This window comes from Streptomyces sp. ADI96-02, assembly GCF_003846185.1.
Classification (GTDB): domain Bacteria; phylum Actinomycetota; class Actinomycetes; order Streptomycetales; family Streptomycetaceae; genus Streptomyces.
Window position 1 is genome coordinate 4,307,243 of sequence record NZ_ML123034.1, and the last position, 25,846, is coordinate 4,333,088.

Annotated in this window: 25 protein-coding genes and 1 pseudogene; 18 read left to right on the forward strand and 8 right to left on the reverse strand. The window is 72.4% G+C overall.

The genetic code is table 11. The features are described from left to right. Window positions 1–207, reverse strand: a 207-nt coding sequence (locus tag EES43_RS31025) for a hypothetical protein (RefSeq protein WP_206430083.1), incomplete at its 3' end; no start/stop codon positions are given. A 204-nt stretch (window positions 208–411) separates the two neighbouring features. Here EES43_RS31025 and EES43_RS19090 point away from each other — a divergent pair. Then, window positions 412–1,722: an Nramp family divalent metal transporter gene (locus tag EES43_RS19090; RefSeq protein WP_124269824.1), complete on the forward strand. Its 1,311-nt coding sequence runs from the start codon at window positions 412–414 to the stop codon at window positions 1,720–1,722. A gap of 145 nt (window positions 1,723–1,867) precedes the next feature. Here EES43_RS19090 and EES43_RS19100 read toward each other — a convergent pair whose 3' ends face one another. Further along, window positions 1,868–3,595 (reverse strand): chitinase, encoded by a 1,728-nt coding sequence (locus EES43_RS19100; RefSeq protein ID WP_346774298.1) that lies wholly within the window; start codon window positions 3,593–3,595, stop codon window positions 1,868–1,870. Between the two features lie 731 nt (window positions 3,596–4,326). On the opposite strand from EES43_RS19100, the gene EES43_RS19105 reads away from it, so the two are divergent. The 14 genes from EES43_RS19105 to EES43_RS19170 all read left to right on the forward strand — a co-directional run bounded on the left by EES43_RS19105 (window position 4,327) and on the right by EES43_RS19170 (window position 17,061). After that, window positions 4,327–5,193 (forward strand): hypothetical protein, encoded by an 867-nt coding sequence (locus EES43_RS19105; protein WP_206430084.1) that lies wholly within the window; start codon window positions 4,327–4,329, stop codon window positions 5,191–5,193. 276 nt (window positions 5,194–5,469) lie between these two features. Beyond that, window positions 5,470–6,177, forward strand: coding sequence for a Flp pilus assembly protein CpaB (gene cpaB, locus EES43_RS19110; protein WP_124269825.1), 708 nt, complete (start codon window positions 5,470–5,472; stop codon window positions 6,175–6,177). Window positions 6,178–6,184: 7 nt separating this feature from the next. Then, window positions 6,185–7,474, forward strand: a complete 1,290-nt coding sequence (locus EES43_RS19115; protein WP_124269826.1) for an AAA family ATPase — start codon at window positions 6,185–6,187, stop codon at window positions 7,472–7,474. A gap of 3 nt (window positions 7,475–7,477) precedes the next feature. Further along, the gene (locus tag EES43_RS19120) at window positions 7,478–7,957 is read left to right on the forward strand and encodes a TadE family protein (protein ID WP_124269827.1); all 480 of its coding nucleotides are present in this window, start codon (window positions 7,478–7,480) and stop codon (window positions 7,955–7,957) included. After that, window positions 7,957–8,385 carry a TadE/TadG family type IV pilus assembly protein gene (locus tag EES43_RS19125; RefSeq protein ID WP_124269828.1) on the forward strand — a complete coding sequence of 143 codons (429 nt, stop codon included), beginning with the start codon at window positions 7,957–7,959 and terminating at the stop codon, window positions 8,383–8,385. The genes EES43_RS19120 and EES43_RS19125 overlap by 1 nt, the downstream gene beginning before the upstream one ends. Window positions 8,386–8,566: 181 nt before the next feature. Continuing rightward, window positions 8,567–9,904 (forward strand): CpaF family protein, encoded by a 1,338-nt coding sequence (locus EES43_RS19130; RefSeq protein ID WP_124269829.1) that lies wholly within the window; start codon window positions 8,567–8,569, stop codon window positions 9,902–9,904. 10 nt (window positions 9,905–9,914) lie between these two features. Beyond that, window positions 9,915–10,859 (forward strand): type II secretion system F family protein, encoded by a 945-nt coding sequence (locus EES43_RS19135; RefSeq protein WP_124269830.1) that lies wholly within the window; start codon window positions 9,915–9,917, stop codon window positions 10,857–10,859. A 161-nt stretch (window positions 10,860–11,020) separates the two neighbouring features. Then, entirely contained in the window at window positions 11,021–11,908 is an 888-nt protein-coding gene (locus EES43_RS19140) for a DUF5936 domain-containing protein (protein ID WP_124269831.1), read from the forward strand. A 188-nt stretch (window positions 11,909–12,096) separates the two neighbouring features. Beyond that, entirely contained in the window at window positions 12,097–13,485 is a 1,389-nt protein-coding gene (locus EES43_RS19145; RefSeq protein WP_124269832.1) for a histidine kinase, read from the forward strand. A 207-nt stretch (window positions 13,486–13,692) separates the two neighbouring features. Then, a complete protein-coding gene (locus EES43_RS19150; RefSeq protein WP_124269833.1) occupies window positions 13,693–14,721 on the forward strand; it encodes a response regulator transcription factor in 1,029 nt (342 codons plus the stop codon). 203 nt (window positions 14,722–14,924) lie between these two features. Then, the gene (locus EES43_RS19155) at window positions 14,925–15,155 is read left to right on the forward strand and encodes a hypothetical protein (RefSeq protein WP_124269834.1); all 231 of its coding nucleotides are present in this window, start codon (window positions 14,925–14,927) and stop codon (window positions 15,153–15,155) included. After that, window positions 15,155–15,778, forward strand: a complete 624-nt coding sequence (locus EES43_RS19160) for a pilus assembly protein TadG-related protein (RefSeq protein ID WP_124269835.1) — start codon at window positions 15,155–15,157, stop codon at window positions 15,776–15,778. The genes EES43_RS19155 and EES43_RS19160 overlap by 1 nt, the downstream gene beginning before the upstream one ends. 12 nt (window positions 15,779–15,790) lie before the next feature. Continuing rightward, entirely contained in the window at window positions 15,791–16,405 is a 615-nt protein-coding gene (locus EES43_RS19165) for a hypothetical protein (RefSeq protein WP_124269836.1), read from the forward strand. An 8-nt stretch (window positions 16,406–16,413) separates the two neighbouring features. Beyond that, window positions 16,414–17,061, forward strand: coding sequence for an OmpA family protein (locus tag EES43_RS19170; protein WP_124269837.1), 648 nt, complete (start codon window positions 16,414–16,416; stop codon window positions 17,059–17,061). A 115-nt stretch (window positions 17,062–17,176) separates the two neighbouring features. Here the strand turns inward: EES43_RS19170 and EES43_RS19175 are convergent, their stop codons facing one another. The 5 genes from EES43_RS19175 to EES43_RS19195 all read right to left on the reverse strand — a co-directional run bounded on the left by EES43_RS19175 (window position 17,177) and on the right by EES43_RS19195 (window position 22,521). Continuing rightward, a complete protein-coding gene (locus tag EES43_RS19175; RefSeq protein WP_124269838.1) occupies window positions 17,177–18,340 on the reverse strand; it encodes a glycerate kinase family protein in 1,164 nt (387 codons plus the stop codon). Then, entirely contained in the window at window positions 18,337–19,773 is a 1,437-nt protein-coding gene (locus tag EES43_RS19180) for an SLC13 family permease (RefSeq protein ID WP_124269839.1), read from the reverse strand. Before EES43_RS19180 ends, EES43_RS19175 begins: the two co-directional genes overlap by 4 nt. A 273-nt stretch (window positions 19,774–20,046) precedes the next feature. Further along, on the reverse strand, window positions 20,047–20,706 hold the full coding sequence (locus EES43_RS19185) for a response regulator transcription factor (protein ID WP_124269840.1): 660 nt from the start codon (window positions 20,704–20,706) through the stop codon (window positions 20,047–20,049). Next, on the reverse strand, window positions 20,703–22,139 hold the full coding sequence (locus EES43_RS19190; protein WP_124269841.1) for a sensor histidine kinase: 1,437 nt from the start codon (window positions 22,137–22,139) through the stop codon (window positions 20,703–20,705). Before EES43_RS19190 ends, EES43_RS19185 begins: the two co-directional genes overlap by 4 nt. Further along, a complete protein-coding gene (locus EES43_RS19195; protein ID WP_124269842.1) occupies window positions 22,129–22,521 on the reverse strand; it encodes a small hydrophilic protein in 393 nt (130 codons plus the stop codon). Before EES43_RS19195 ends, EES43_RS19190 begins: the two co-directional genes overlap by 11 nt. Before the next feature lie 428 nt (window positions 22,522–22,949). On the opposite strand from EES43_RS19195, the gene EES43_RS19200 reads away from it, so the two are divergent. Then, window positions 22,950–23,546, forward strand: coding sequence for a hypothetical protein (locus EES43_RS19200; RefSeq protein WP_124269843.1), 597 nt, complete (start codon window positions 22,950–22,952; stop codon window positions 23,544–23,546). Between the two features lie 132 nt (window positions 23,547–23,678). Beyond that, entirely contained in the window at window positions 23,679–24,950 is a 1,272-nt protein-coding gene (locus tag EES43_RS19205; RefSeq protein ID WP_124269844.1) for a hypothetical protein, read from the forward strand. Window positions 24,951–25,095: 145 nt separating this feature from the next. Here the strand turns inward: EES43_RS19205 and EES43_RS19210 are convergent, their stop codons facing one another. Next, complete coding sequence (locus EES43_RS19210) at window positions 25,096–25,473, reverse strand: DUF192 domain-containing protein (RefSeq protein ID WP_124269845.1); 378 nt, start codon at window positions 25,471–25,473, stop codon at window positions 25,096–25,098. Window positions 25,474–25,576: 103 nt separating this feature from the next. On the opposite strand from EES43_RS19210, the pseudogene EES43_RS31455 reads away from it, so the two are divergent. After that, window positions 25,577–25,846, forward strand: a pseudogene (locus EES43_RS31455) (prepilin peptidase); the annotation flags it as partial.

A 25,846-nucleotide genomic window follows, 5' to 3' on the forward strand; every position in this document is an offset into this window, starting at 1 on the left:
CGATCCGCCGCCACCCGACGCCCCCGAACCACCCTCGGCACCCCACGCCGCACTCACGCCCGCCGCCCACGGCAACGACACCCCCACCGCCACCGAGACGCACGACGCCACCACGCGACGACCACGCCCAACACGAGAAGGGGACACCAAGAACTCCAGATATTCGGACAGGCTGTTGATTTTCATCAGGGTGCTGATTTCCATCACACGGCACAGGGGCTCAGGGCGGCCTGGGGAAAGCACCTAAAAGCTCTCAGAGCACCTCGCTCGGAAACGATCACCCGGGCCGGAGGGGCGCTGCTCTTCCGAGGGCTTTGCGCCCCTTCCTGCCGCCGTCCTCTGCTCGCCCCCGGCGACCGATCCGTGTGCACCCCCTTGTGCCGCGGCGCCGATTGCGCTTCCTTGATCGTCATGGTGGAGACAAGCGCAACCACAGTGACCGGGGAGCCGGCCTCCGGGCCACGCAAGTCCAGCTGGAAGTACATCGGGCCCGGCATCGTCGTCGCGGCGACCGGCGTCGGGGCCGGGGATCTGGTGGCGACGCTCATCGCGGGCAGCAAGTTCGGCTACACGCTGATGTGGGCGGCGGTGATCGGCTGCGTCGTCAAGATCTCGCTGGCCGAGGCCGCCGGCCGCTGGCACCTGGCGACGGGCCGTACGCTCTTCGACGGCTGGCGCAGCCTCGGCCCCTGGACCACGGTGTACTTCGCGATCTACGTCGTCGTCTGGGGCTTCATCTACGGCGCGACGGCCATGTCCTCCAGCGCCCTGCCGATCGTGGCGCTCTTCCCTGACGGGCCGGGCCTGAAGTTCTGGGCGATCGTCACCGGCCTGATAGGTCTGGTCTTCGTCTGGTTCAACCGGTACGCCGTCTTCGAGAAGGTCATGACGGTCCTGATCGGCATCATGTTCGTGGTGGTCGTCTACGTGGCCGCCCGCGTCGTGCCGGACGTCGGGGCGTCGTTCGCCGGACTGCTGCCCGTTCTGCCGGACGGTTCGCTGCTGTACACCCTCGGACTCATCGGCGGCGTCGGCGGCACGATCACCATGGCGGCCTACGGGTACTGGGTGAACGCCAAGGGGTGGAGCGACACCTCCTGGATGAAGGTGATGCGGCTCGACAACCGGGTCGCCTACATCACCACCGGCATCTTCGTCGTCGCGATGCTCATCGTCGGCGCCGAACTGCTGCACGCCTCCCAGATCGCCCTCACCTCCGGAGACCGCGGCCTGCTCGACCTCGGCAAGGTGCTGGAGGACCGCTTTGGCGACGGCACCGCCAAGCTCTTCCTGGTCGGCTTCTTCGCCACGTCGTTCTCGTCGCTCATCGGCGTCTGGCACGGTGTGAGCCTGATGTTCGCCGACTTCGTGGAGCGGTTCCGCGTCCTGGCGGAGGGGGCGGACCCGGCCCAGGAGCACGAGGGCCGCGAGGCCGCGGAGCGCCGGCAGCGGTCGGCCCCCTTCCGGGCCTACCTGCTCTGGCTGACGTTCCCGCCGATGACCCTGCTCTGGCTGGACGAACCGTTCGGCCTGGTCATCGCCTACGGAGTGCTCGGCGCCTTCTTCATGCCCTTCCTCGCCCTGACCCTGCTCTGGCTGCTCAACTCCTCCCGGACGCCGCGAGAATGGCGCAACGGCTGGCTGAGCAACGGGATGCTGGGCCTGGCCGGGCTGCTGTTCATCGTGCTCTGCGTCCAGCAGGTCCGTGAGCTCCCCTGGTGAAGGGCGGCCGACGAACGCGGCAGCGCCGCCGGGGGAGCGGCGGCGCTGCTGGTCGGGGAGTGCGGTACGGGAACGGGAAGGGCGGGAGATCAAGGAAGGGCATGAGGGCTGGGTGGGGCAGGAGGGCCGGGTGGGGCAGGAAGGGCTACGGGAGGCCGTGGACGTGCGGGCCGACCGCGTTCGACCAGGCGTTGCCGGCCGTCGCGTCCCAGTTCGTCGACCAGGTCATCGCGCCGCGGAGCGCCGGGTAGGTCCGGGCCGGCTTGAAGGAACCGCAGCCGGTGCCCCTGGTCAGGCAGTCCAGAGCCGCGTTGACGACCGACGGGGCGACGTAGCCGCTGCCGGCGCTACGGGTGGAGGCGGGGACGCCGATGCCGACCTGGGAGGCGTCGAGGCCGCCCTCCAACTGGATGCAGGCGAGCGCGGTGAGGAAGTCCACCGAGCCCTGTGAGTAGACCTTGCCGTCGCAGCCCAGCATCGAACCGCTGTTGTAGTACTGCATGTTGACGACGGTCAGGATGTCCTTGATGTTGAGCGCCGTCTTGAAGTACTCGCCCGAGGTGGACTGCATGTCGATGGTCTGCGGCGCCATCGTGATGACGAGCGAAGGGCCGGCCTGTGAGGACAGTTGGCGCAGCGCTTTCGTCATGTACGTGGCGTTGAGGCCGTTCTCCAGATCGATGTCGACCCCGTTGAAGCCGTAGTCCTGGATCAGCGCGTACACCGAGTTCGCGAAGGCGGTGGCCGAGGCGTCGTTGTTGACCGCGACCGTGCCCTTCTCGCCGCCGACCGAGATGATCACGTTCTTGCCGGCCGCCTGCTTGGCCTTGATGTCGGCCCGGAACTGCGCGTCGGTGTAGCCGTTCAGCCCGGCGGAGTCCAGGTTGAAGGTGACCGCGCCCGGGGTCGGCGTGGCGTCCGCGAAGGAGACCGCGATGATGTCGTAGTTCGCCGGGACGTCGCTGAGCTTCTGGACGGTGGCGCCGTTGTCGAAGTTCTGCCAGTAGCCGGTCACCGCGTGCTTGGGCACGGTGGTCACCGGTCCGGGGCCGCCGTTCGGCTTGGCCGTCCGGGCGCTGATCGCCGCCGACCTGACCGATTCGCCGGCCGCGTTCGTGGCGCTCACGGAGAACTGGTACGCGGTGTCCGCTGCGAGCCCGGTGACGGTCGCCGAGGTGCCGGCGGAGGTGGTGGTCTTCACGCCGTCGCGGTACACGGTGTAGCCCGTGGCGCCGGAGACCGCGTTCCAGGACAGCGCGACCGAGGTCGTCGTCGCCGCGCCCGCGGCGAGTCCGGCGGGCGCTCCCGGCACGACCGGTCCGGGCTCCTCGCCGCCCCCGCCGTCCGGGCCGGTGACCGCGACGTCGTCGGCGTAGTAGGCGGCCTGTCCGTACCAGCCGTGCGTGTAGACGGTGACCGAGGTGGTGTTCGCTCCGGTGGTGAAGCCGGTGCTGAGCCTCGTCCAGGCGGTCGAGCCCGGCGTCCAGGTGGAGACGTCCGTCGTTCCGGTGCCGCTCACACCGAGGTAGGCGTACCCGCCCTGCACCCAGGAGCTGAGCGTGTAGGCGGAGTTGGGCTTCACGGCCACGGTCTGCGTGCACCTGGCGTTGTCCTGGCCGGCCGGGGTGGCCTTCAGCGCGGACGTACCGCCGTGGACGGGGGAGGAGACGGTGGCGCCGCTGCCGCCGGAACAGGTCCAGCCGGCGAGCCCGGACTCGAAGCCCGCGTTCCTGGCGTTGTTCACGTCGGCCGCCTGCGCGCTGCCGGTGAGCCCGGTGACCGTCAGGGCGCCGGCCGCGAGGAGGGCCATGGCGCCGCCGAGCACGGGCCGGGTGCGGCGGCTTCTGCGTCTGCTGCCTGCGGAGCGTTCCACTGGTTCCTCCGGGGGAGTCGGTGGTGCGTGGCGGGTCGTGCGGGGACGCCGGACGGGCGTGGAGCGCACGGTGTCGGGGAAGGACCCGGACCCCGGGGGAGGGGGTGCGGATCGTCGAACCGGGGACGGTGGCCACCGCTGGCCGATAAACTGGTCCAGACCAATCAAGTTGTCAAGACCTCTGGCGGAGAAAGGCCGTCCGCAAGGCAGTCCGGAAGCCGTCCGGACGGAACCTCCGGCCGCTCCGGCCGGGCCCTCGCGGGGCCGCCTCCGCACGGGTGCCGGAAGGGGCCGGCATCGCTTTTCTTTACCTGCCGATGACCTGTCGATGGCATCCGACGACCTGTCGCGGGCGTTCCGGAACCCGCACGGGTGATCTTGCTGGAGATCTTCGTACGGTGACGGGAAGGCTGCGGCGGGCCCGGCCCGGGCCCTTCCGTCTCCGCGCTGACGTGCGCGAACGAAAGCGTGCGCGGACGTTGATCCACCTGTTCGGTAACGCTCCGCAGTGGTACAGGAGTTGACCACAATCGATTTCGTCCTCTTTGGCACCCGGCATGCGTGCGAACGCCGTTCGCATGACGGCGTACTGGTCTCCGATAACTGTTCTCTGCCTGGTGAGACGTGGCTAAAGTGCTGAGTCAGGAGCACGGAGAAGGAGAGCGATTGCGGCCGACGTATCGACGACGGCCGGAGCCGAAACGGGGAAGAGCGTGCCGACCGCAATAGCAGTGACGAGTGCAGATCTGGTGCTGCCGCCCACCGATCAGCAGACACCGACCGCGGCGCTGCTCCAGGCGCCCGAGGCCCAGGTCCTGGAGCTGGCGATCGGCGACATGCACCTGCTGCTCGAACAGCACGGGTACGTGATCGCGCTCTACCCCTCCGGCATCCGCGTCGAGCACGAGCGCCGGCTCCACTCCATCCGCTCCGTCCTGGAGAGCGACCGGATCGCCCTGGTCAAGGTGGACCTCCCGCCGCTCGGCCTGGCCGTACTCGTACGGCAGCTGCGGCAGTTGTCCATCTGCGACTTCAGCCCCGGCGTGGTCGCCTCCGCCGCCCGGCTGCTCTCGCACTACATCCACGCGGGCGCCCTGCTCAACTCGGTCACCCGCCTCGACCGGGTGCCGGTCAGCCTCAAGAGCCACGCCAAGTCCTGGATTCCCGGGAGCCAGTTCGCCGTGCTCGCCGGCCCGGAACCCCAGCTGATCAAAGTGGGCCCGGCCGCCGAACCACTGGCCGGGCCGGAATTCGACACGCATCTTCTGGTCGCCAAAGGGCAGTTGCAGTCGGACTGGGTGCAGGAGACCCTCGCGCCCGCCTGGAAGGTCCAGGCCGTTCACGAAGCCGGAGTTCCCGTCGACTCGCCGCGCTGGTGGGGCACGGGAAAGCTGGTCGAGTTCGCCGCCTACCTTCCGGACCTCTCCGTGCTCTACCAACTGGTCTCCTCCGTCCGGCGGGAAAAGTGCCACTGGTGCGCGATGGAACTCATCGGCGACCGCTGCGCGTTCTGCTCCGCTCCGCTGCCCGCCGCGGAGAACCGCATGCTCCCGGCCGGAGTCACCGACCGCGGGACCTACGAGACCCCCGGCCCCTAGCCCCCTCAGCCCCACCGACCGACGGCCCCGGCAGGCACGCCCCCTCCGCCGACACGCAGTCCAGCCCCCCCACCGACTCCGCTCCCCCTACTCCAGCCCCCCACCTACTGCCCCCCACCTACTCCAGCCCCCACCCACTCTCCCGCCCCACCCGCGTCGCGGACCGTCGCGCCGCGCCACCGCATCTCACCCCTCGCCCCTCGCCCCCTCAGCTCCGCACCCCCGTATCCCCGACCGCCACCCCACGCACCCGATTCGAACGAGGTTGTCCGGACCATGAACTCCCGCCAGCGCCGCGGCGTGATACTCCTGCTCCTGTCGGTCCTGTGTGCCTTCGGAGCCTTCGCCGGGGTGCTCTCGGTCATCAGCGACGTGAACTCGAAGGTCGGCCCCGAAGTGACCGCCTACCAGCTCAAGACCGACGTGGCCCCCTATACGGCCCTGAACAGCGGTCAGTTCGAGAAGATCACGATGCCCAAGCGGTGGCTCTCGGAGAACGCCGTGACCGACCTGCGGGAAGTCGAGTCGAAGATCGCCGTCACCGAACTGCGGGCCGGCTCCCTGCTCCAGTCGGACATGATGGTGCGCAAGCCCGAACTCCGCTCCGGCGAGCAGGAGATCGCCATCATGATCGACGCGGCCACCGGCGTCGCCGGCAAGATCACCCCGGGCGCCACGGTCAACGTCTACGCCACGTTCGCCGGTGAGCAGCAGGGCGACGCCTCCCAGTCCAAGGTCATCGTCTCCAACGCCAAAGTGCTGGAGGTCGGCAAGCTCACCGCCCTGGAGCCGAACGGCGACGACCGCGGGCTCCAGGCCACCGAGGCCGTTCCGATCACCTTCGCCCTGAACACCCTGGACACCCAGCGCATCGCCTACGCCGAGTCCTTCGCCGAGCACGTCCGGCTCGCGCTCGTCGCACCCGGCGGCGACGGCACCATCCGCCCCGGGGACCGCACCTACACGCTCGACAAGGACAAGTGAGGCTGGGATGACCACCAGAATCCTCCCGGCCGTCGGCGACCTCGACGCCGCCCGCTCCGTGACCACGCTGCTCAGCCAGCTGCCCGACGCCGAACCGGCCAACCCGGTCGGCGACTCCACACAGCTGATCGACACGCTGGCCCGGCTCGCCGGCGAGGCGCTCGACGAACTGCCCGAGGTGGTGCTGGTCCACGAGCGGATCGGCCCGGTGCCGGCGCTGGAGCTGGTCCGGGAGGTGTCCCTGCGCTTCCCCTCGGTCGGCGTCGTCATGATCACCGCGGACGCCAGCCCCAGCCTGTTCGCCGACGCGATGGACTCCGGCGCGCGCGGTCTGGTCACCCTCCCGCTGAGCTACGAGGAGCTGGCCAACCGGGTCCAGGCGGCGGCCCAGTGGTCCTCCGGCGTCCGCCGCCACCTCACCGCGGGCAAGGACGTCTTCACCGGCCCGGGCGGCACCGTCGTCACGGTCACCGGGGCCAAGGGCGGCGTCGGGGCCACCGTGGCGGCCATCCAGCTCGCCCTGGCCGCCCAGGCGTCCGGCAACTCGGTGGCGCTGGTCGACCTCGACCTCCAGACCGGGGACATCGCCTCCTACCTCGACGTGCAGTTCCGGCGCTCCGTCGTCGACCTCGCCCTGATCACCGACATCTCCCCGCGCGTCCTGTCCGACGCCGTCTTCTCCCACTCCACCGGCCTCGCCCTGCTCCTCGCGCCCGGCGAGGGCGAACGCGGCGAGGAGGTCAGCGACCGCTCGGCCCGGCAGATCGTCAGCGCCCTGCGCTCGCGGTACGAGATCGTGGTCATCGACTGCGGCGGCCAGATGAACGGCGCCAACGCGGCGGCCGTCGAGATGGCGGACGTGGCCCTGCTGGTGACGACGCCCGACGTGATCGCGGTGCGCGGCGCGAAGCGCGTCGTACGGATGTGGGAGCGGCTGCAGATCCGCAAGGCGGAGGAGACGGTCACGCTCGTCAACCGCTTCACCCGCAACACCGAGATCCAGCCGCCGCTGATCCAGAAGATCACCGGCACCCGGGTGGCCGCCGCGGCCGTCCCCGCGAACTTCAAGGAGCTCCAGGCGTCCATCGACTCCGGACGCCTGCACGAACTGGACGCCAAGAGCACCGTCAAGCAGGCGCTGTGGGGTCTGGCCGGAGAACTGGGCATCGTCAAGGCGAGCCCGGCGACCAAGAAGCAGGGCGGCGCCTTCAAGAACGACCGGGGCTCGATCGGACGCCCGCGCCGCCGGCGCGACGCGCACGACCACGCGTACGGAACCTCCGAGGGGACACGTTGAGCGATGACCACCACCAGGGCAGCGAAGAGCGGGATACGGGGGCGGCCGACCGCCCGCCGGGTACCCGGCCGACGCCGGCACGGGCTCGGGAGCCGGGGTTCGCGTGACCGGGGGCAGAGTGCCGTCGAGTTCCTGGGCATGACCCCCTTCATCATCCTGATCATGCTCGTGCTCTGGGAGTGCGCGCTGATCGGTTACACCTTCAGCCTCGCCGGAAACGCGGCGGACGTGGGGGCCCGCAAGGGCAGCGGCGCGGAGGTCGGCGCGGCAGCGGCCTGCCGGGCGGGCTCGCTGCGGGACCTGCCGAAGGCGTGGAAGAAGAACGCCCGGGTCCAGTGCGGTCCCGACGGCGGACTGTACGAGGCGACGGTGAAGCTGAAGGTCCCGGTCCTGGTGCCCGGCCTGTTCGACCTCGACGTCGGAATCGACGGCCACGCCGGATCGGCGCTGGAGACCGCGGAGCGAAGCTGGGGGACTGGGTGATGACGGCAACAGCGAACCCGTTCCCGGGCCCCCGGCCCCGACGCGGCCCCCGGCCCCGACGCGGCCCCCGGGACCGCGGCCAGGTCGCCATCGAGTACCTCGGCTTCCTCCCTCTCCTGCTCCTGGTGGCCCTCCTCGCCATCCAACTCGGCCTCGCCGCGTACGCGGCCAACCAGGCGGGCACGGCGGCCCGCGTCGGCGCCCGTACCGCGACCAGCGAGGACGCCCGCGGCGGGCCGGAGGCGAACGCCCGGGACGCCGTGAGCGACTGGGTGGAGGCGGACGGGTTCGAGTACAGCGAGAGCGGCGGCCGGGACGTGACGGCCACGGTCCGGATCCGGGTGCCGTCGATCGTCCCCGGTCTGGACGACTGGTGGGCGGAGCGGAGCTCGACCATGGTCAGCGAGAAGGCGGGGATCGGGCCTTGACCAGCCCTGACCAGATCTGACTGGCCCTGACCGCATCAGCGCATCGACCGACCGCCGATGAGCGACGGCCGTCCGCCGGTGAGCGACGACGGCCGCTGGTCAGCGACGACGGACCGCCGGTGAGCGACGACGGTCCGGCCGGCCGGACCGTGGAGACCCGCACTACCGAGGAGTTACGCACATGAGCCTGCGGGCACGCATGACCGCCCCCCAGGAAGACGGCGGGGCGCGGGAGGACGGCCACATGGTGGCCACCTACCGGGCCAAGCTGCTGGAGGAGATCGACCTCGCGGAGATGTCCTCGCTGGCCGCCGCCGACCGGCGGGCCCGCCTGGAGCGCGTCCTCGGCCACATCATCAGCCGCGAGGGGCCCGTCCTCTCGACCGTCGAGCGCTCGCAGCTGATCCGCCGGGTCGTGGACGAGGCCCTGGGCCTCGGCATCCTGGAACCGCTCCTGGAGGACGCCTCCATCACCGAGATCATGGTGAACGGCCCCGACCAGATCTTCGTCGAGCGCAGCGGCAAGGTCGAGCAGCTCCCGATGCGCTTCGGCTCGCACGAGCAGCTGATGCAGACCATCGAACGCATCGTGTCGACCGTCAACCGCCGCGTGGACGAGTCCAATCCCATGGTCGACGCCAGGCTCCCCAGCGGCGAGCGCGTCAACGTGATCATCCCGCCGCTCTCGCTGACCGGCGCGACCCTCACCATCCGCCGCTTCCCGCGCTCCTTCACGCTCCAGGAGATGATCGGCTTCGGCTCGCTGGACGAGCAGATGCTCGTGCTGCTCGCCGGACTCGTCCAGGCCAAGCTCAACATCATCGTCTCGGGCGCCACCGGCACCGGCAAGACGACCCTGCTCAACGCGCTCTCCGGGCTGATCCCCGACAACGAGCGCATCGTCACGATCGAGGACTCCGCCGAACTCCAGCTCCAGCAGAGCCATGTGATCCGGCTGGAGTCCCGCCCGGCGAACGTCGAGGGCAAGGGCCAGATCACCATCCGCGACCTGGTCCGCAACTCCCTGCGCATGCGCCCCGACCGCATCGTCGTCGGTGAGGTCCGAGGCGGCGAGTCCCTGGACATGCTCCAGGCGATGTCGACCGGTCACGACGGTTCCCTGGCCACCGTCCACGCGAACAACGCCGAGGACGCACTGATGCGCCTCCAGACGCTGGCGTCCATGTCCGAGGTGGAGATCCCCTTCGAGGCGCTGCACGACCAGATCAACAGCGCCGTCGACGTCATCGTCCAGCTCACCCGGCACGCGGACGGCAGCAGGAAGGTCACCGAGATCGCCGTGCTGGACTCGCACGGCCGCGACCCGTACCGCATCGTCACGGTGGCGAGGTTCAACGCGCAGCCGATGGCGCCGGACGGCCGGATCCACGGCGACTTCCAGTACCTGCCGCTGCCCCGGCGGATCGCCGAGCGCCTGTACCTGGCCAGTCAGCCCGTCCCGCAGGCGTTCGGCATCGCCGCGTCCGCCGAACAGCTCGCCACCCGAGAGGCCAACTAGGTACCGAGCCATGGACAACGTCAACCTCCCCCTGATCACCGTCGGCGTCACCCTGCTCTGCTGCGTGCTCGGCGTGACGGGCCTGTACGCGTACGCGGGCGGCAAGGCCGACCGGGACGCCCTGGTCGACCGGCTCTCGCACGTCGGACAGATTCCCGAGACCGGCCGCCGCCGCAGGTTCAGGGCCCTGGACAAGCGGCTGCGCGCCACCGCGCTGGGCCGTCGGCTGGAGCTGAAGCTCGGCGCCACCGGCATGGACATCACGCCCGGCGAGTTCTTCGTCTACGCGCTGGTGGCGATGGCCGGACTGTGGATGGTCGCCTCCTCGCTCCTCGCGGCCTTCTTCGGCCCGGTCGCCGCCCTGATCGGCCTCTGGGGCACCAACGCCTTCCTCAACTGGCAGCGCGTCAAACGCACCGAGCGCTTCATCAACCAGCTCCCCGAGCTCTCCCGCATCCTCGCCAACGCCACCCAGGCGGGCCTGGCCCTGCGCACCTCGCTGTCCATGGCCGCCGAGGAGCTGGAGAACCCGGCCGGCGAGGAACTGGCCCGGGTCGCCCGCCGCCTGGCCGTCGGCGAACCCCTGGACGACGCGCTCAGCGAACTGACCGACCGGCTGCCCTCGCGCGAACTCGTCGTCCTGGTCACCACCCTCGTCCTGTCCAACCGGGCGGGCGGCACCGTCGTCAGCTCGCTCCGCAACCTCACCGAGACCCTGGAGGAGCGCAAGGAGACCCGCCGCGAGGTCAAGACCCAGCTCTCGCAGGTCACCGTCACCGCCTACGCCGTACCGGGGTTCGGCATCGGCGCGATGCTCCTGATGAACGCGGTGATGCCCGGCGCCCTCGACCGGATGACCGGGGCCCTCGTCGGCCAGGTCGCCGTCGTCGTCGCCATCGCCCTGTACGCGATCGGCTTCGTCGTGATCCGCCGCCTGTCCCGTATCGACGTCTGACGAGACCCCACCACGCCCGACGCCCGACCGCTACGCCCGACGCCCGCCCACACCGCCCGACGCCGGACGCCCGACCGCCGACGCCCCACCCCACAGCCGCCCTCCCGCGATCTCCACCGATCCTCCGGCCCGGGGCCGAGAAACCGAGAGAAGAACCCGCCATGGACTTGTTGCTCGCACTGGTCGTCGGCCTCGCCGTCTACGGGGCCATCCACGGCGTACGGATGTACCGGGCCGACGCCGAACTCCCCACCGACCTCGCCGTGGCCCTGGAATCCGGCTCCTCGCGCACCAGCGCGGTCGGCTCGGGCATCGACCGCCTCGGCATCCGCTGGGCCCCCATGGTGCTGCGGATGATGGGCCCCAAGGCCGTCAACAAGAAGCGCCGCCAGATCGACCTGGCCGGAAACCCCGGCGGCCTCACCATCGACCGTTACGCGGCACGGCGCGCGGTCTACGGGGCGCTCGGCGGGCTCGGCGCGTTCTCCATGCTCCTCCAGGAGCAGATCTTCCTCGCCCTGGTCATGGTCGCCTTCGGCCTGTTCTGGGTCGAGGCGGGCATCTGGTCGGCGATCCGCGTGCGCCGCGAGCACATCGAGCGGACCCTGCCGGACTTCCTGGACGTGCTGGCCGTCGTCGTCTCCGCCGGACTCGGCTTCCGCCAGGCGCTGGACCGGGTGGCCGAGAAGTACGAGGGCCCCTGGGCCGACGAACTGCGCATCACCCTGCGCCAGATGGACATGGGCGTCAGCCGCCGCCAGGCGTTCGAGGAACTGCGCAGGCGCAACGACTCCGAGCAGGTCGCCATGTTCGTCACCACGCTCCAGCAGGGCGAGGAGCTCGGCGCACCGATCGTGGAGACACTGATCCAGATCGCCAACGACATGCGGCGGACCGACGCCCAGAACGCCCGCCGCAAGGCCGCCAAGGCGGTCCCCAAGGCCACCTTCGCGGTCACCTCGTTCCTGCTGCCCGGCACGCTCGTCCTGCTCACGGTCGGCTTCGTGTACGGAGCCGACGTCGACCTCGCGTTCCTCACCGGCGGCTGACATGAACGGCACGCCGGATGGGGACGCAACCCCTGCACGGCCCGTCCCGAACCGCTTACCGGAGGGCGGAGGCGGCCGAGGCGCGGGGGAGCGGCCCGTACGGGGCGGCAGTCCGCACGGGGGCGACGGCCCGCACGCGCGGAGACCCGCACGCGCGGAGAGGGAGCGGAGAGGGAGGTGACAGGCTCATGGCATATCAGCTCAGCGACGCCCAGCCCGGACTGGCCGCCGAACTGACCGGCGCGCACGCCGGCACCCCGGCCCGGCCGGCCTTCGCCATCCAGGTCAACGCCCTCCAGGCCATGTGCCGCCAGGTCTTCGGCTTCCGGCTGGCGATGATCGCCATAGCCACCCCGTACGCCATCGGCCACACCGCCCCCGGCCTGCCCACCTGGTTCATCGGCTCGTCGATCCTCATCACCTTCATGGGCTCCTACGTCCTGTTCCGGGACTGGGAGCGCTTCGGCCCGGTCCTGCTGCGCCACCCGTGGCTGCTCGGCATCGACGCGTTCTTCGGCTCGCTCCTGCTGATCACCGCGACCCCCGAGTCCACCCTCGCCTACGTCACCGTCTGCACCCCGCTGCTGGCCGGCCTCGTCTACGGCTGGCGCGGCGCGGCCGTCTTCGCGGCGCTCCAGATGCTGATCGTCCTCGGCGTGTACGGCACCGACTCCCGCCTCGCCGGCAGCGACACGACCGCCCTCCTGCTCCCGGGCTTCTGCGTGATCGCCGGAGCGGTCGGCGTCACCCTGCGCAACCTCCTGCTGCGCTTCGGGACGGCCACGCAGGCTCTCACCGAGACCCGGGCCCGGCTGGCGGTGAGCGAGGCGGTGGCCGAGGAACGCACCCGCCTGGCACGCGAGATGCACGACTCGGTCGCCAAGACGCTGCACGGGCTCGCGCTGGCCGCCGAGGGCCTCGCCGGTTCGGCCGACCGCACGGACCCGGCCGAGGTGAAGCGGCAGGCGGACCTGGTGGCCCGCGCCGCCCGCCGGGCCGCCGCCGAGTCCCGGGAACTGCTCACCGACCTCCGCCGGGAGTCCGGGCTCGACGGCGGGGTGGACCTCCTCGCCGAACTGGCCGCACAGACGAAGGACTTCACCGACCGGTACCAGGTCCCGGCGACGTTCCGCCGGATCGCCGAGGACACCTCTGTGCCCCCGGTGCCGCAGGCGGTCGCCCGGCAGCTCCTGACCGTCGCCTCCGAGGCCCTGGAGAACGCCCACCGCCACGCCCGCCCCACCTACCTCGTCGTCCTCGCGGGCGTCCGGGACGATGTGCTCCGGGTCAGCGTCTACGACGACGGGCGCGGCCTGCCCGCCGGCACCACCCTCGACAGCCTCCGGAAGGCGGGGCACTTCGGCCTGGTCGGCATGGTGGAACGGGCGGCCTCCATCGGCGCCCGCATCCGGATCGGCCGGGGGAAGGCGGCCCGGGGCACCGAGGTCCGCGTCGAACTCCCGCTGGCGGCCCTGACGCCCGCGCCCACCGCGGACGCCCCCGGCCACCCGCCGCGAGCCGCCCCCACCACCCGCGGCCTCACCCCGAACCCGCCACCCGTGACGCGGCACCCCTGACCCCCACTTCCGACTCCTCCACTCCCAACCCTCCCTCGACACTCCCAACCCTCCCTCGACACTCCCAACCCTCCCTCGACACTCCCAACCCTCCCACCACTCCCAACCCTCCCTCGACACTCCCAACCCTCCCTCGACACTCCCAACCCTCCCACCACTCCCAGCCCTTCCCCCTCCTGACACTCCCTCCTGAGAGGAGGTCGCAGCATGCCGGACGACGTCTCCCGTGCACCGGACCAGATCCGGGCGGCGGCTCCCCGAGCCGCCCAGCACCTCGCGTCGCACGTCCCGCCCACCGCGGACCCCGGCCCCTCCGGACCCGGGCGCCTCGTGCCGTCCGGCCATCGGTCGCCGGCCCCCGAGTCGTACCCGCCGCGCGCGGACGAGCCGTTCCCGCCCTTCCCGCCGGCCCCCGGCTCGGCCCGCCTGCGGGTGGTGGTCGCGGACGACAACCCCGTGGTCCGGGCCGGCCTGGGCGTCCTGCTCTCGGACCGGGCGGACATCCAGGTGGTGGCGGAGGCGGCTGACGGCCGCGAGGCGTACGAGAAGACCCTCCGGCACCGCCCGGACGTCGTCCTGCTGGACGTCCGGATGCCCGGCGTCGACGGCATCTCGGCCCTGCCGCACCTGGTCCGCATCGCCCCGGTGATGATGCTGACGTACAGCCGCGAGAGCGAGATCGTCCACGAGGCGCTGCGGCTGGGGGCGGGCGGCTACCTGGTGCACGGCGAGTTCACGGCGGACCAACTGGTCCAGGCCGTACGCGACACGAAACACGGCCGGGCCAACTTCACGGCCACGGCCGCCAACGCCCTCCTCGCCCACATGCGCCACGGCACCGCCCCTCACCAGGCACCCCTTCCCGAAGGCCTGGGCGCGGCACCGGCGGCGGCCCCCGCCCGCGTACCTCCGGGACTGCTCGAACCCCTGCCCGAAACACGGGAAAGTCTTTCGCAACTGCAACCTCCTGTGGGACAGTCTTCTCTGGGCGGGGGACCGCGTGAGATCCCCAACAGGCAGCAGTTCGGGCTGAGTTCGAGGGAGGTGGAGGTCATGGAGCTGATTGCGTCCGGAATGAGTAATCAGCAGATCGCCGCCACCTGCTTCATCAGTGAGAAGACCGTCAAGAACCACATCAACCGCATCTTCACCAAGCTCCGCAGCACCAGCCGCAGCGAGGCGATCGCCCGCTGGCTCGGCACGGCCCCCGCGACCCCGGGCGGCGGCCATGGCTGACGGCGCACCGGGCAAGGGACGGACCCAGCGGCGGCTTTGGGCCCGGGAATGGGTCCAGGGGCCCTCTGGCCCGGCACCGGCCGCCCCCTATGGTTCTCACGTCGCCTGCGGCACCGGCCAGGAGGAAGCCGGAACCGCCGACGGCACCGCAGAGACGCGCGAGCCGGCCGGCAACCGGTCGGCCGAACCTGGAGGGGAACACCATGTCGGACATCACCGCGAAGGCCGCAGTCCGCGTCAACGGCTGGGCCAACACCGCGATCAGCACCATCCAGAAGCGTTACGCGGCGAAGGACCGGGGACAGACGGCGTTCGAGTACCTGGGCATCATCCTGGTGGTCGTGGCGATCATCGGCGCGATCGCGGCCTCCGGGATCGGCGGCAACATCTCCAGCCGCATCGACGGACTGGTCACCTCCATCGTCTCTGGCTGATGCGCCGTCGCCCACGCGGCGACGCAGGGCAGGCCTTCCCCATCTACGTCGTGATGGTGGCGGGCCTGCTCTTCCTCGCGTTCGCCTTCTTCGCCGTCGGCAAGGCGTCGGCGCTGCGCAACGGTTCCCAGGGCGCGGCGGACGCCGCGGCCCTCGCCGCCGCGCAGAGCGCACGCCAGCAGCTCGGTCCGGGCTTCTACGCCTCGCTCCCGGGCAACACGCTGGAGATGTTCCTCAACGCTCCGTTCACCCCGGGGTGCGCCGAGGCCGGGCGGCTGGCCTCCGCCAACGACGCCCGCCTGCGGTCCTGTCTCCCGCGGTACGGGTATCTGCGCGACTACATCACGGTCGGCGTCAAGGGCCGCGAGCCGGTCGACTCGTCGGTGATCCCCGGTACCGAGCGCACGTTCGCCAAGGCCAAGGCCACCGCCCTCCTCGAATTCCGCTGCCCCGGATGGAAGCCCGTGGACTTCAACAGCGACGGGGTCCAGGACCTGTTCATCTTCACGTGCTCGAACGGCAGGATGCTCGAGATCGCGCCGGGAAGCCCCCCGCCGTGGTCGCAGGTGAGCAACATTCTCTTCGATGTGCGGTTGGTCGACCAGACAGCGAACGACGAGTAGAGGAATCGGACCATGAGAATTCGGCGGACCACCACGACCAGAGGGGTGATGACGGCCGCGACCATGACGGCCGCCCTGGCCCTCGTGCTCACCGGCTGTGGTGACGACGGAGGTGGGGACGCTCCCGGCCAGGGATCGACCGCGCCCTCCGCACCGGCCAGTCCGTCCGCGGAGGACAAGGGCGAGACGCGGCCGGACACGGCGGCGGGGGAGAACGTGGACCCGGACGTGAAGCTCGCGGAGGCGCGCGGGCAGGGTGGTCTGGTCCTGGTGATCAACGAGGTCAAGCGGGATTCCGGCGGTTTCCTCACCGTCCAGGGCGAGATCACCAACGAGGGCGATCAGGCGCGGACCACCTCGGCCTGGGCCGGCTCCGAGGTCAACATCGTCAACAAGAACCCCAACTCGGTCGCCGGTGCGACCCTGGTCGACAAGGTCGGCAAGAAGCGCTACTACGTGCTCCGGGACACCGACGCCCGGTGCCTGTGCACGACGGCGATCACCTCTCTCGCGCCGGGCAAGACCGCGCCGGTCTTCATGCAGTTCCCCGCGCCGCCGCAGACCACCACCGAGGTCGATTTCAACCTGCCGACCTTCGCCACCACCTCGCTGAAGATTTCTGGGTGACGGCGGGCATGAACACCACTCAGCGGTCCGGAATGAGGCGCAGCGCGGGACAGGCCGTCGCGATCGTCGTGCTGGTCGCCGGGACGACGTTCTTCGGAGCGGCCACGTCGTACGCGGACGACGGCCCGAGCGTTCCCCCCGGGACCCAGGCGACGTCCGAACCACCGGTTCCCGTGGACGCGCAGGACCCGGACCTCAGGATGCCCGAGGGCGGCACCCTCGCCCCCGGCCGCGTCCTCGACATCGTCCAGGTGGTGGAAGACCTCGGCGGCGAGGAGCGCCGCGAGGACAGCAACGCCGACATCAAGTTCGCGCTCCAGGCCGAAGTCCTCTTCGGCAAGGACAGCGCGAAGCTCAGCTCGGCGGCCACCTCCCGTATCGCCGCCATCGCGTCCGAGATCGAGAAGCAGAACGCCGGCAAGGTGCGCGTCTTCGGCTTCACGGACAACCTCGGCTCCTCCGCCCACGGGGACGTGCTCTCCAAGCAGCGGGCGGACGCCGTGCACGGGGTCCTGTCGAAGCTGCTCGGCGCCTCCGTCACGTACGAGATCCGCGGTTACGGCGAGCAGTACCCGATCGCCAGCAACAGCAACGAAGAGGGCCGGAAGAAGAACCGCCGCGTGGAGGTCTCCTTCCCGCGCGGCGAGAGTTCCTGACCTCGCGGCAGGCGCGAGGAGGGACGGTCGCCTGGAGAGGGGCGGCGGTCGCCGGGGCGAGGCCCGGCGACCGCAGCCCCTCTCCTCCCGCCCCGGCAGACTGCTCGGCCCGCCCTCACGCAGCCGCCAGGCGGGTGCCCAGCATGACGATGCGCAGGGAGCGTTCCGTGGCGTCGGCCAGGAAGCCGCTGCTGCCGTCCATCGCCTCCAGCAGGGTCATCGGGGCGGGCAGGATCGCGCTGTACGCGTCCACCCCGACGGCCCGGACCTCGTGCGCGCCGGGGCCGATCGTGCCCGCGAGGACGAGCACCGGGACGCCCGCCGCATGGGCCCTGCGCGCCACTTCGGCCGGGATCTTGCCGCGTACCGTCTGATGGTCCAGCGCCCCCTCGGCGGTGATCACCAGATCGGCGCGGGCCAGCCGCGCGTCCAGGTCGAGCCGGTCGAGCAGGACGTCGAAGCGGGGCAGGAGCGCCGCCCCCACGGCCGCCAGGCCCGCGCCCAGTCCGCCCGAGGCCCCCGTGCCCGGGGCCGTCCGCAGATCGGCGCCCGGCGCCACGTCCCGGGCGAGCACGGCCGCCCACTGCTCCAGTGCCGCGGACAGGACCTCCACGTCCGCCGGGCCCGCGCCCTTCTGCGGGCCGAACACCCGCGCCACGCCCAGCGGCCCGCACAGCACGTTGAACGGGTTGCAGGCCACGAGCAGTTCGGTGCGGGCGAGACGCGGATCGAGCCCGCTCACCTCGACGCGGTCCAGCGTGCGCAGCGCCGCCCCGCCGCGCGGCAGCTCATCGCCGAGGCGGTCCGTCAGCCGGGCCCCGAGCGCCTGGAGCGCCCCCGCGCCGCCGTCCGACGTACCGGAGTCGCCGCAGCCCACCAGGATGCGGCGGGCGCCCGCGTCCAGGGCGGCCCGGATCAGTTCGCCCACGCCGTACGTCGTCGTCGCGCCCGGGTCGCGCCGGCCGGCCGGGACGAGCGACAGGCCGGCGACCGCCGCCATCTCCACCACCGCCGTCGGCGGGCCGTCCCCGCCGAGCAGCGCGAAGTGCGCGTCGATCCGCTCCCCGACCGGCCCCGTCGCCCGCCGGGGGACCAGCCGGCCGCCGGTGGCGAGGGCCAGCGCCGCGGCCGTGCCCTCGCCGCCGTCCACCAGCGGGATCGGGTCGATGTCCGCGTCAGGGAAGACCCGCCGCACCCCTTCCGCGATGGACGTGGCCACCTGGCCGGCCGAGAGCGACTCCTTGAACCCGCTGGGGGCGATGACGATGCGGTAGCTCATGGCTGGGTCTCCAGGTGGACGGGCACGCCGAGGCGGGGCCAGACGAAGAGGGCGAACAGCAGCACCAGGGCCGCCGTGAGAGGAGCGAGCAGTGCGGAGAGGCGCAGCAGGTCGCGCGGTGCGTACGTCGGGGTGCCGGGCAGGTCCGCGAAGAGCGCGACCGGCTTCGCGGAGGCGGGCAGGGTGTGGCAGAAGCCGGCGGCGGCGGTCGAGGCGAGGGCCGCGGACACCGGGTTGACCCCGGTGCCGACCGCCGCCGCGACCACCAGCGGAACCAGGACCGAGGAGCGGGCCGAGCGGGACTGGAGCACCAGGTGCGCCGCCGTGCTGACGACGACCACGCCCGTGAGGAACGCCCACGGCGGCACCGACGCTCCGCCGGGCAGCCGGCCCACGAGCCACCGCGCCGCCCCCGAGTCGGCGAGCGCGACGCCCAGAGCCATGGTGGCGGCCATGAACAGCAGCAGCGACCACGGCACCGTACGCAGGCCGTCCTTGAGCCCCACCGTGCCGAGCGCCGGCGAGCACGCGACGACCGCGCCGATGAGCGCGACCACCGCGGGCGACACGCCGTGCAGCGGCTCGCTGCACCACAGCAGGACGACCGTCCCCAGCAACAACAGGCACCGTGACTCGGACGCGGTGAGCCGGCCGCGTACGGGGGTGTCGCTGTACTCCTGTATCCGCTCGGCAGTGATCAGTACGGGCCCCTCGCGGTCGGCCCGCCGGGTCGTCGTCAACAGGACCGCCTCCGCCGCCAGGTGCGAGGAGACCACGGCCAGGGGCATGCCGAGGACCAGCCAGGTGACGAACGTCAGCTGCTCGCCGGTCTGCTCCGCCAGCACCCCGACCGTGATGAGGTGGGCTCCCGCGCCGATCAGGGTGGCGACGGCCGACAACAGGATGACCGTCGGAAAGAGCAGTGCCAGCATCACCACCAGCCGGGTGCGCCCGCCGAGGGCGGAGGCCAGTGCCAGGAACACGGGGAGTGCGAGAGCGGCGCGGCCCGATGTCGCCGGGACGGCGAAGGCGGTGACGACGAGCCCGGCCGTCGTCAGGTGCGCCAACTGGCGGACGGTCCTGGCCCCGCCGACCAGGAACACGGCGGCCCGCCCGGCGAGCCCGGTCCTGGTGACGGTCGCCGCGAGTACGAACGCGCAGATCAGCAGCCAGACCGTCTCGTCACCGAGGGTGCCGAACAGGGTCTCGCTGCTGATCACTCCCGTCGCCGTCAGCGCCAGCCCGGCCCCGAGCGCTATGTACGTGTCGTCCACCCGGGTGGTGATCCAGGCGTACGTGGCGAGGACGAAGACCGCGAGCGTGAACCGCCCCTCCCCGCCGAGGCCGGGCAGCGCTCCGGGGACGGCGAGCAGGGCGCAGAGGCCGAGGACGGCGCAGAGGGAGACGGTCCGGTGCAGAGGGAGGCTGGTCACGACGACCAGTCTTGGAAGGGGCGGTGAGCGCCGAATGAGCGGATGGTGAAGACCGCTTCATGCGCGTGCGGGTCGGGCGGGGCGGGCCGGACCCGGACCCGGACCCGGACCCGGACGAGGATCGGACGGGGCCGGTCGTGGCCGGACGGGGGCGGGGCCGGACGGGGGCCGGGGCGGGACTGGGACCGGACGGGGCCTGACCGGGACCGGACGGGGGCCGGACCGGAGTCCCGCAGTCCGGGCCGCGTCCTCCCGTTCCCGTCCTTCCCGCGCTCACGGCATGCGGTAGCCCATGCCCCGTACCGTCTCCAGCCGCTGCGCGCCCAGCTTCTTGCGCAGCGCCCGTACGTAGACGTCCACGATGTTGGAGCCGGGGTCGAAGTCGTAGCCCCAGACGTGGGACAGGATCTGCTCGCGGGAGAGGACCTGCCCCGGGTGGCGCAGGAACATCTCCAGCAGCACGAACTCGCGGGCCGTCAGCTCCACCGTCCGGTCCTCCGCGCGGGCCCGGCGGGTGCGCAGGTCGAGGCTCAGGCTGCCGCTGCGCAGCATGGTGACCTCCGGGGCGCGCGCGGCGGTCCGCAGCCGCAGCCGGATCCGGGCCAGCAACTCCTCGAACCGGAACGGCTTGGTCATCCAGTCGTCGGCCCCGCCCTCCAGCCCCGCGACGGTGTCCCGTACGGAGTCCCGGGCCGTCAGCACGATCACCGGCAGCGTCACCCGGGCCTCGCGCAGCTCCCGCAGCACGGTGAACCCGTCGCGGGCCGGCAGCCCGATGTCGAGCAGCACCAGGTCGAACCCGCCGGTCACGGCGTGCTGCAACGCGAGGTCGCCGTCCTCCGCGACGACGGTCGTGAAACCGTTGGCGCGCAGTCCCTTCTCCACGAAGGAGGCGATGCGCTCCTCGTCCTCGGCGATCAGAATGCGGTTCATGGGCCCGTCTCCAGGATGAGTGAGAAGGTGGCGCCGCCACCGTCGGTACGGCTGAGTGCGACACGGCCCCGGTGGCCCTCCGCGATGGCCTTGACGATGGCCAGCCCGAGCCCCGCGCCGCCGGCGCGCGCGCCCCGGCGCGCCGTGCCGCGCCGGAACCGCTCGAAGATGACGTCCGCGTCCTGCGGCGGGATGCCGGGGCCGTTGTCGGCGACGTACAGCTCGACGCGGTCCTCGTACCGGCGCGATCCGATGCGGATCTTCTGGCCCGGCACGGTGTGCTGGACCGCGTTCTGCGCGAGCTGGACCATGGCCTGGGTGATCCGCTGCGGGTCGAGGTGCGCCTCGCAGTCCGCCACGCCGTCCAGCAGCCACTCCCGGTCGCCCAGGGTCCGCGCCTTCACGAACACGTCGGCGGTCAGCTCGGCGAGCTGCACCGGTTCGGGGCGCACGAAGTCGGGCCGCTCCGCCCCCGCGAGCAGGAGCAGGTCCTCGACGATGCGGCTCATCCGGTCGAGTTCGTCCGTGACCAGCCGCACGGTCTCCTCCCGGTCGGCCGGATCGTCGCCCATCAGCTCCAGATGGCCCCGCACGATGGTGATGGGGGTGCGCAGTTCGTGCCCGGCGTCGTCGACGAAGACCCGCTGGGCCGCGAACGCCTGCTCCAGCCGGTCGAGCATGCCGTTGAACGTCTCGGCGAGCGCCGCGATGTCGTCGCGCCCCTCGACCGGGATGCGCCGGGTGAGGTCCTGCTCGGTCAGCTCGGCGGCCGTCGTCCGGACGACGCGCACCGGCGCGAGGATCCGGCCCGCCACCGCCCAGCCGACGCCGCTCGTCATCAGCAGCGCGATGCCGGACAGGGCGAGCAGGGTCCAGAAGGTCTCGTCGGCGAAGTCCTGCTCGCGGTCGGCGTGGAAGGCGACGACGAGAGCGCCGTCGGGGCCGTCGCCGAGGGGCGACACGGGGACCTTGGCCCACCGCAGTTCGCCTCGCGGACGGTGCAGGGTGCCGAAGGAGTCGGTGGAGTCGAAGATCCGGGCGAGCGCCGCCCGGTCCCGCCACAGCGCGGTGCCGGCGGGGAGGTCGCGCTGCTGGCGGATGACGGCGGGCCCGGCAGCCGCCCGCCCGGCCGCCGCCCGGGTGAGGCCGAGGAGTTCCTCGTCCGGGTCGGCGTACTGCCGTTGCAGGTAGACGCGCAGCAGCCGGTGCGGCTCGCCGAACCGGCTGCCGGTGTCCGGGTCGACGCCCTGCTCGACGAAGTTGGCGAACTCGCCGGTCTCCTGGGTCAGCAGCCGGCTGATCCGGTGGTCCACGTCCCGCAGGAGGATCGACCGTACGGTGACGGCGACGGCTCCCAGCGCGACCGCCATCACCACCAGCAGCCAGAGCAGGATGCGCACCCGCGCGGAGATCCTCGGGAGGCTAACCGTCATCACCCGTGTCGTCGTCCCGGTCGTCCGTGTCGTCCCCGTCGGCGGCCGAGGGCCCCGGCACGACGTCGTCCCCGTCCCCCGGAGTCGACCCGGAGCTCGCACCGGAGCTCGCACCGGAGCTCGCACCGGGCGATGCGCCGGGTGACGCGCCGTCGCGCGGGCCGCCGGACGCGCCCCCCGAGGGGCCGGGAGGCGCGGTGCCCGGCGCGCCGCTGCCGGAGGCCGGCTGCGGGGGCGAAGGGGCCGGTGTGACGTCGAGCCGGACGCCGGGAGGCACCTTGGGCGCCTGCGGACCGTCCGTCATGGCGTAACTGGTGGCGGCGATACCGAGCGGGACGGCGACGACGGCTGCCAGCGCCGCCAAGCGAGGTGAGAAGGCCATGACGGCCATCGTGGCGACATCACCCGTCGCCGGCATGAAGTCCGGATGAAGATTCCTTCATCCGCGCGCGCCGCACACCGGCCCGCCCTGCACGGGGCCGGGCGGCGGCCGGGCGGCGGCCGGGCGGGAAGGCGCGTGGCAGAGGCCGGCAGGGCGGCTCCCGTCTTTTGGGCCGTCTGTGGGCCCGTGGGCCCACGCCGCACGGGCCCCCGATCGGTAGGCTCGGGTCTGCCGGAGCGGACGCCGACGGGGGGCGTCCGCTCCGGTCGCCTCTCCCGCTCCCTCCCTCCCGCTTTCCCTGCGACCGGTCTCCGCGACCGTGTGCGAACCGGTCGCCGCAGGCGCTCGATCCGGCGGGGGATCAGCGTCGGCCGTCGTGTTCGTGCACGCGAATCGCCGGGTTCGTGCCGTGAATGGGGTGGGCGTCGATGAGTGCCGGATTCTTCTACTCGTACCACCTGGGCTGGACCGGCACGGACGCCGCGACCCTGCTGGGCGACCTGGAGTCCGAAGGGCTGAGACCGGAGCACCCGGTGACCGGGCGCACCCTGCTCGTCAGCCTCGCCCCCGCCTCCTCCTGCGGTTCGCGTTCGCCCGTCACCCGCGACCAACTCCTCTCCCTGGCAGGTCTCCAGAGGCTCCGGGAGGTGGGCTTCCGCCTCTGGGCGGACGAACGCCTCGACCTCCTGGTCCGGATCCGCCGGGCCCGCGCGGGCGTCGTCGTCGTGGAGTTCGGGATCGGGGAGCTGCCCGAACCGGAACGGGAGCGGGCGGTGAGCGCCATCCGCCGGACCGTCGGGCGGCCCTCCGTGCTCTGCATCGGCTTCGTCGTCGACCGCTGCGGAGCGACGGCGGCCACCGACTGGGACGGCGTCGTCATCGAGGGCACCGCGTATCTCGACGCCTGGCCGGACGCCCTCGCGGTACGGGACGAGACGGCCTCCCGGCACCCGCAGCTCGGCGTCACCGAGTCGGTCGAGCGGTCGCCGTGGCGGGTGTTCGGGAGCGCGGTGCTCGGCGTGTGAGGCGCGAGCTCCGCCCGTCGGCGGGCGATCCCCGCCCGTGGACGGGACGGGCGATACCGGGTGGCTCTCCGAGGGAAGGCGGCTCCCCGGGGACGGGCCGGGTGCTGTCCGGCAGCGGCCATAATCGGCCCTATGCCCGACCACTTGCTCCGCACCCGGACGCCCGGCACCCCACCCCCGCCCGTCCTGGCCGGCCCCGGGCCCCGCACCGCCGCCGCGCTCCGGGCCGCCGTGCCCGCGCTCGCGGTCTACGCCGCCGTACGGGCCCTGGGGCTGCTGGTCTTCTGGACCGCCGCGTCGGCCGACGGAAGGGACCCGCTGGGGCCGCTCAGCGGGCGCTGGGACTCCGTCTGGTACCAGCGGATCGCGGAGCACGGCTACCGCTACACGGTCACCCTTCCCGACGGCAGCGTCCACTCCGACCTGGCCTTCTTCCCGCTGCTCCCGGCCCTGGAGCGGGGCGTGTCCGCGGTGACCCCGCTCACCCCGGGCGGTTCCGGCCTGCTGGTGGCCTGGCTCGCCGGACTGGCCGCCGCCTGGGGGCTCTTCGCCGTCGGCGCCCGTCTGCGCGGACCGCGGACCGGGGTGGTGCTGGCCGCGCTGTGGGGTGTCGGCCCGACGGCGTTCGTCCAGTCGATGGCGTACACCGAGACGCTGTTCACCGCGCTGGCCGCCTGGTCGCTGTACGCCGTGCTCACCGGGCGCTGGATCACGGCGGGCGCGCTCTGCGTCCTGGCCGGGCTGACCCGGCCCTCGGCCGTGGCGCTCATCGCGGCCCTGGCGGTCACCGCCGCCGTCACCCTGGTGAAGCAGTACCGCACCCGCGCTACGGACCGCCCGGACCCGGCCCACCGCGACCGCGACCACGAGCCCCGGTTCCGACCGTTCCCTCTGCTCCGTCTGCTCCACCTGCTCCGGGGCAACGCCCGCATGCTCGCCGGGGTGGCGCTCGCCCCGCTGGGCTGGCTCGCGTACGTGGCGTTCGTCGGCGTGCGGCAGGGCAGCGCCTTCGCGTACTTCGACGTCCAGGCCCAGTGGGGCAACAGCATCGACGGCGGCCGGGCGCTCGCCGCCTTCATCGCCGGACTGCCGCTGCCGGCCGCCCTCGGACTGTGCGCGGCGCTCGGACTGCTGGGGTGGCTGGTGGTGCTCTGCGTCCGGCAGCGCCAGCCGCTGCCCCTCCTCGTCTACGCCATCGCGATCGTCGTCGTCTCCCTGATCGGCGCCGGCTACTTCGGCTCCCGGCCGCGCCTGATGATGCCCGCCTTCCCGCTGCTCCTGCCGCCCGCCGTCGCTCTGGCCCGGTGGCCCGGCACCGCGCGCACGGCCGCTCTTCTGACCGTCCTGGCCTGCGGGTCGGCCGGATACGGGGCCTGGACGCTGCTCGGCGAGGGACCGCCGTAGCCCATAGCCCATAGCCCATAGCCCGTGGCCATACGCCACACGCCGTACGCCACACGCCGTACGCCACACGCCGTACGGCACACGCCACAGCCGTACGCCATGGGTCATGAGCAGTGGTGGGCGCGGCGAGCGTCTGGCGAGGCCGTCACGCCTCGCCGTCCGCCCCGGCCCGCAACTCCACCGTCACGCCCGGCCGCACCCCCCAGCGCTCCAGCGCCCCCGCCTCCGCCTCCACCACGTGCCGGGCCCGCAGACGGGGCAGCCCGAGGCGGCCGGGCCTCATCGTGCGGACCGCCAGCACCCGGAACGTGCGGTCCAGGTACGCGACATCGATGGCGAACCGCATCCGGAAGGTGTGCACGCTCCCGCACGGCGTGAGCATCATCGCCCCGTCGATCCCGTCCCGTCCGAGCAGCCCCCGGGTGCGTGCCCGGTACGAGGCCGCTATCCGCAGCGGCACCCGCGGGGCCTCCGGTCCCGTGCCGACCGTCAGCGTCCCGTCGCCATCACGCCATGTCCTCATGGGCCCCGACCGTAGCCGCCGGGGGCCGCGCGGGGGCCGGAACGGGCAGGAGTGGGCCCCCGGGCCCAAGACCCCGGGCCCCGCCGCCGATTAGGGTCACCCCGTGGACGTCGCGCTGCTCGCCCTCGCCGCCGCCTGGGGCGCCTTCGCCGGAGCGCTGATCCCGCGCGCCGCGTACCGGTTCGCCGTGGAGCCCGAGGAGGAGTGGCGGGCCGCCTGCCCGGCCGGGCACCTGTTCACGGGCCCGTTCGGCGGCTGGCTCGGCCCGGTCCGCTGCACCGCCTGCCGGACCCCGGCTACCACCGCCACCGCCGAGGCCCCGCCCGGCCCCACCGGCTTCGAAGGCCCCACCGCCCCGCCCGGCCCCGCACAC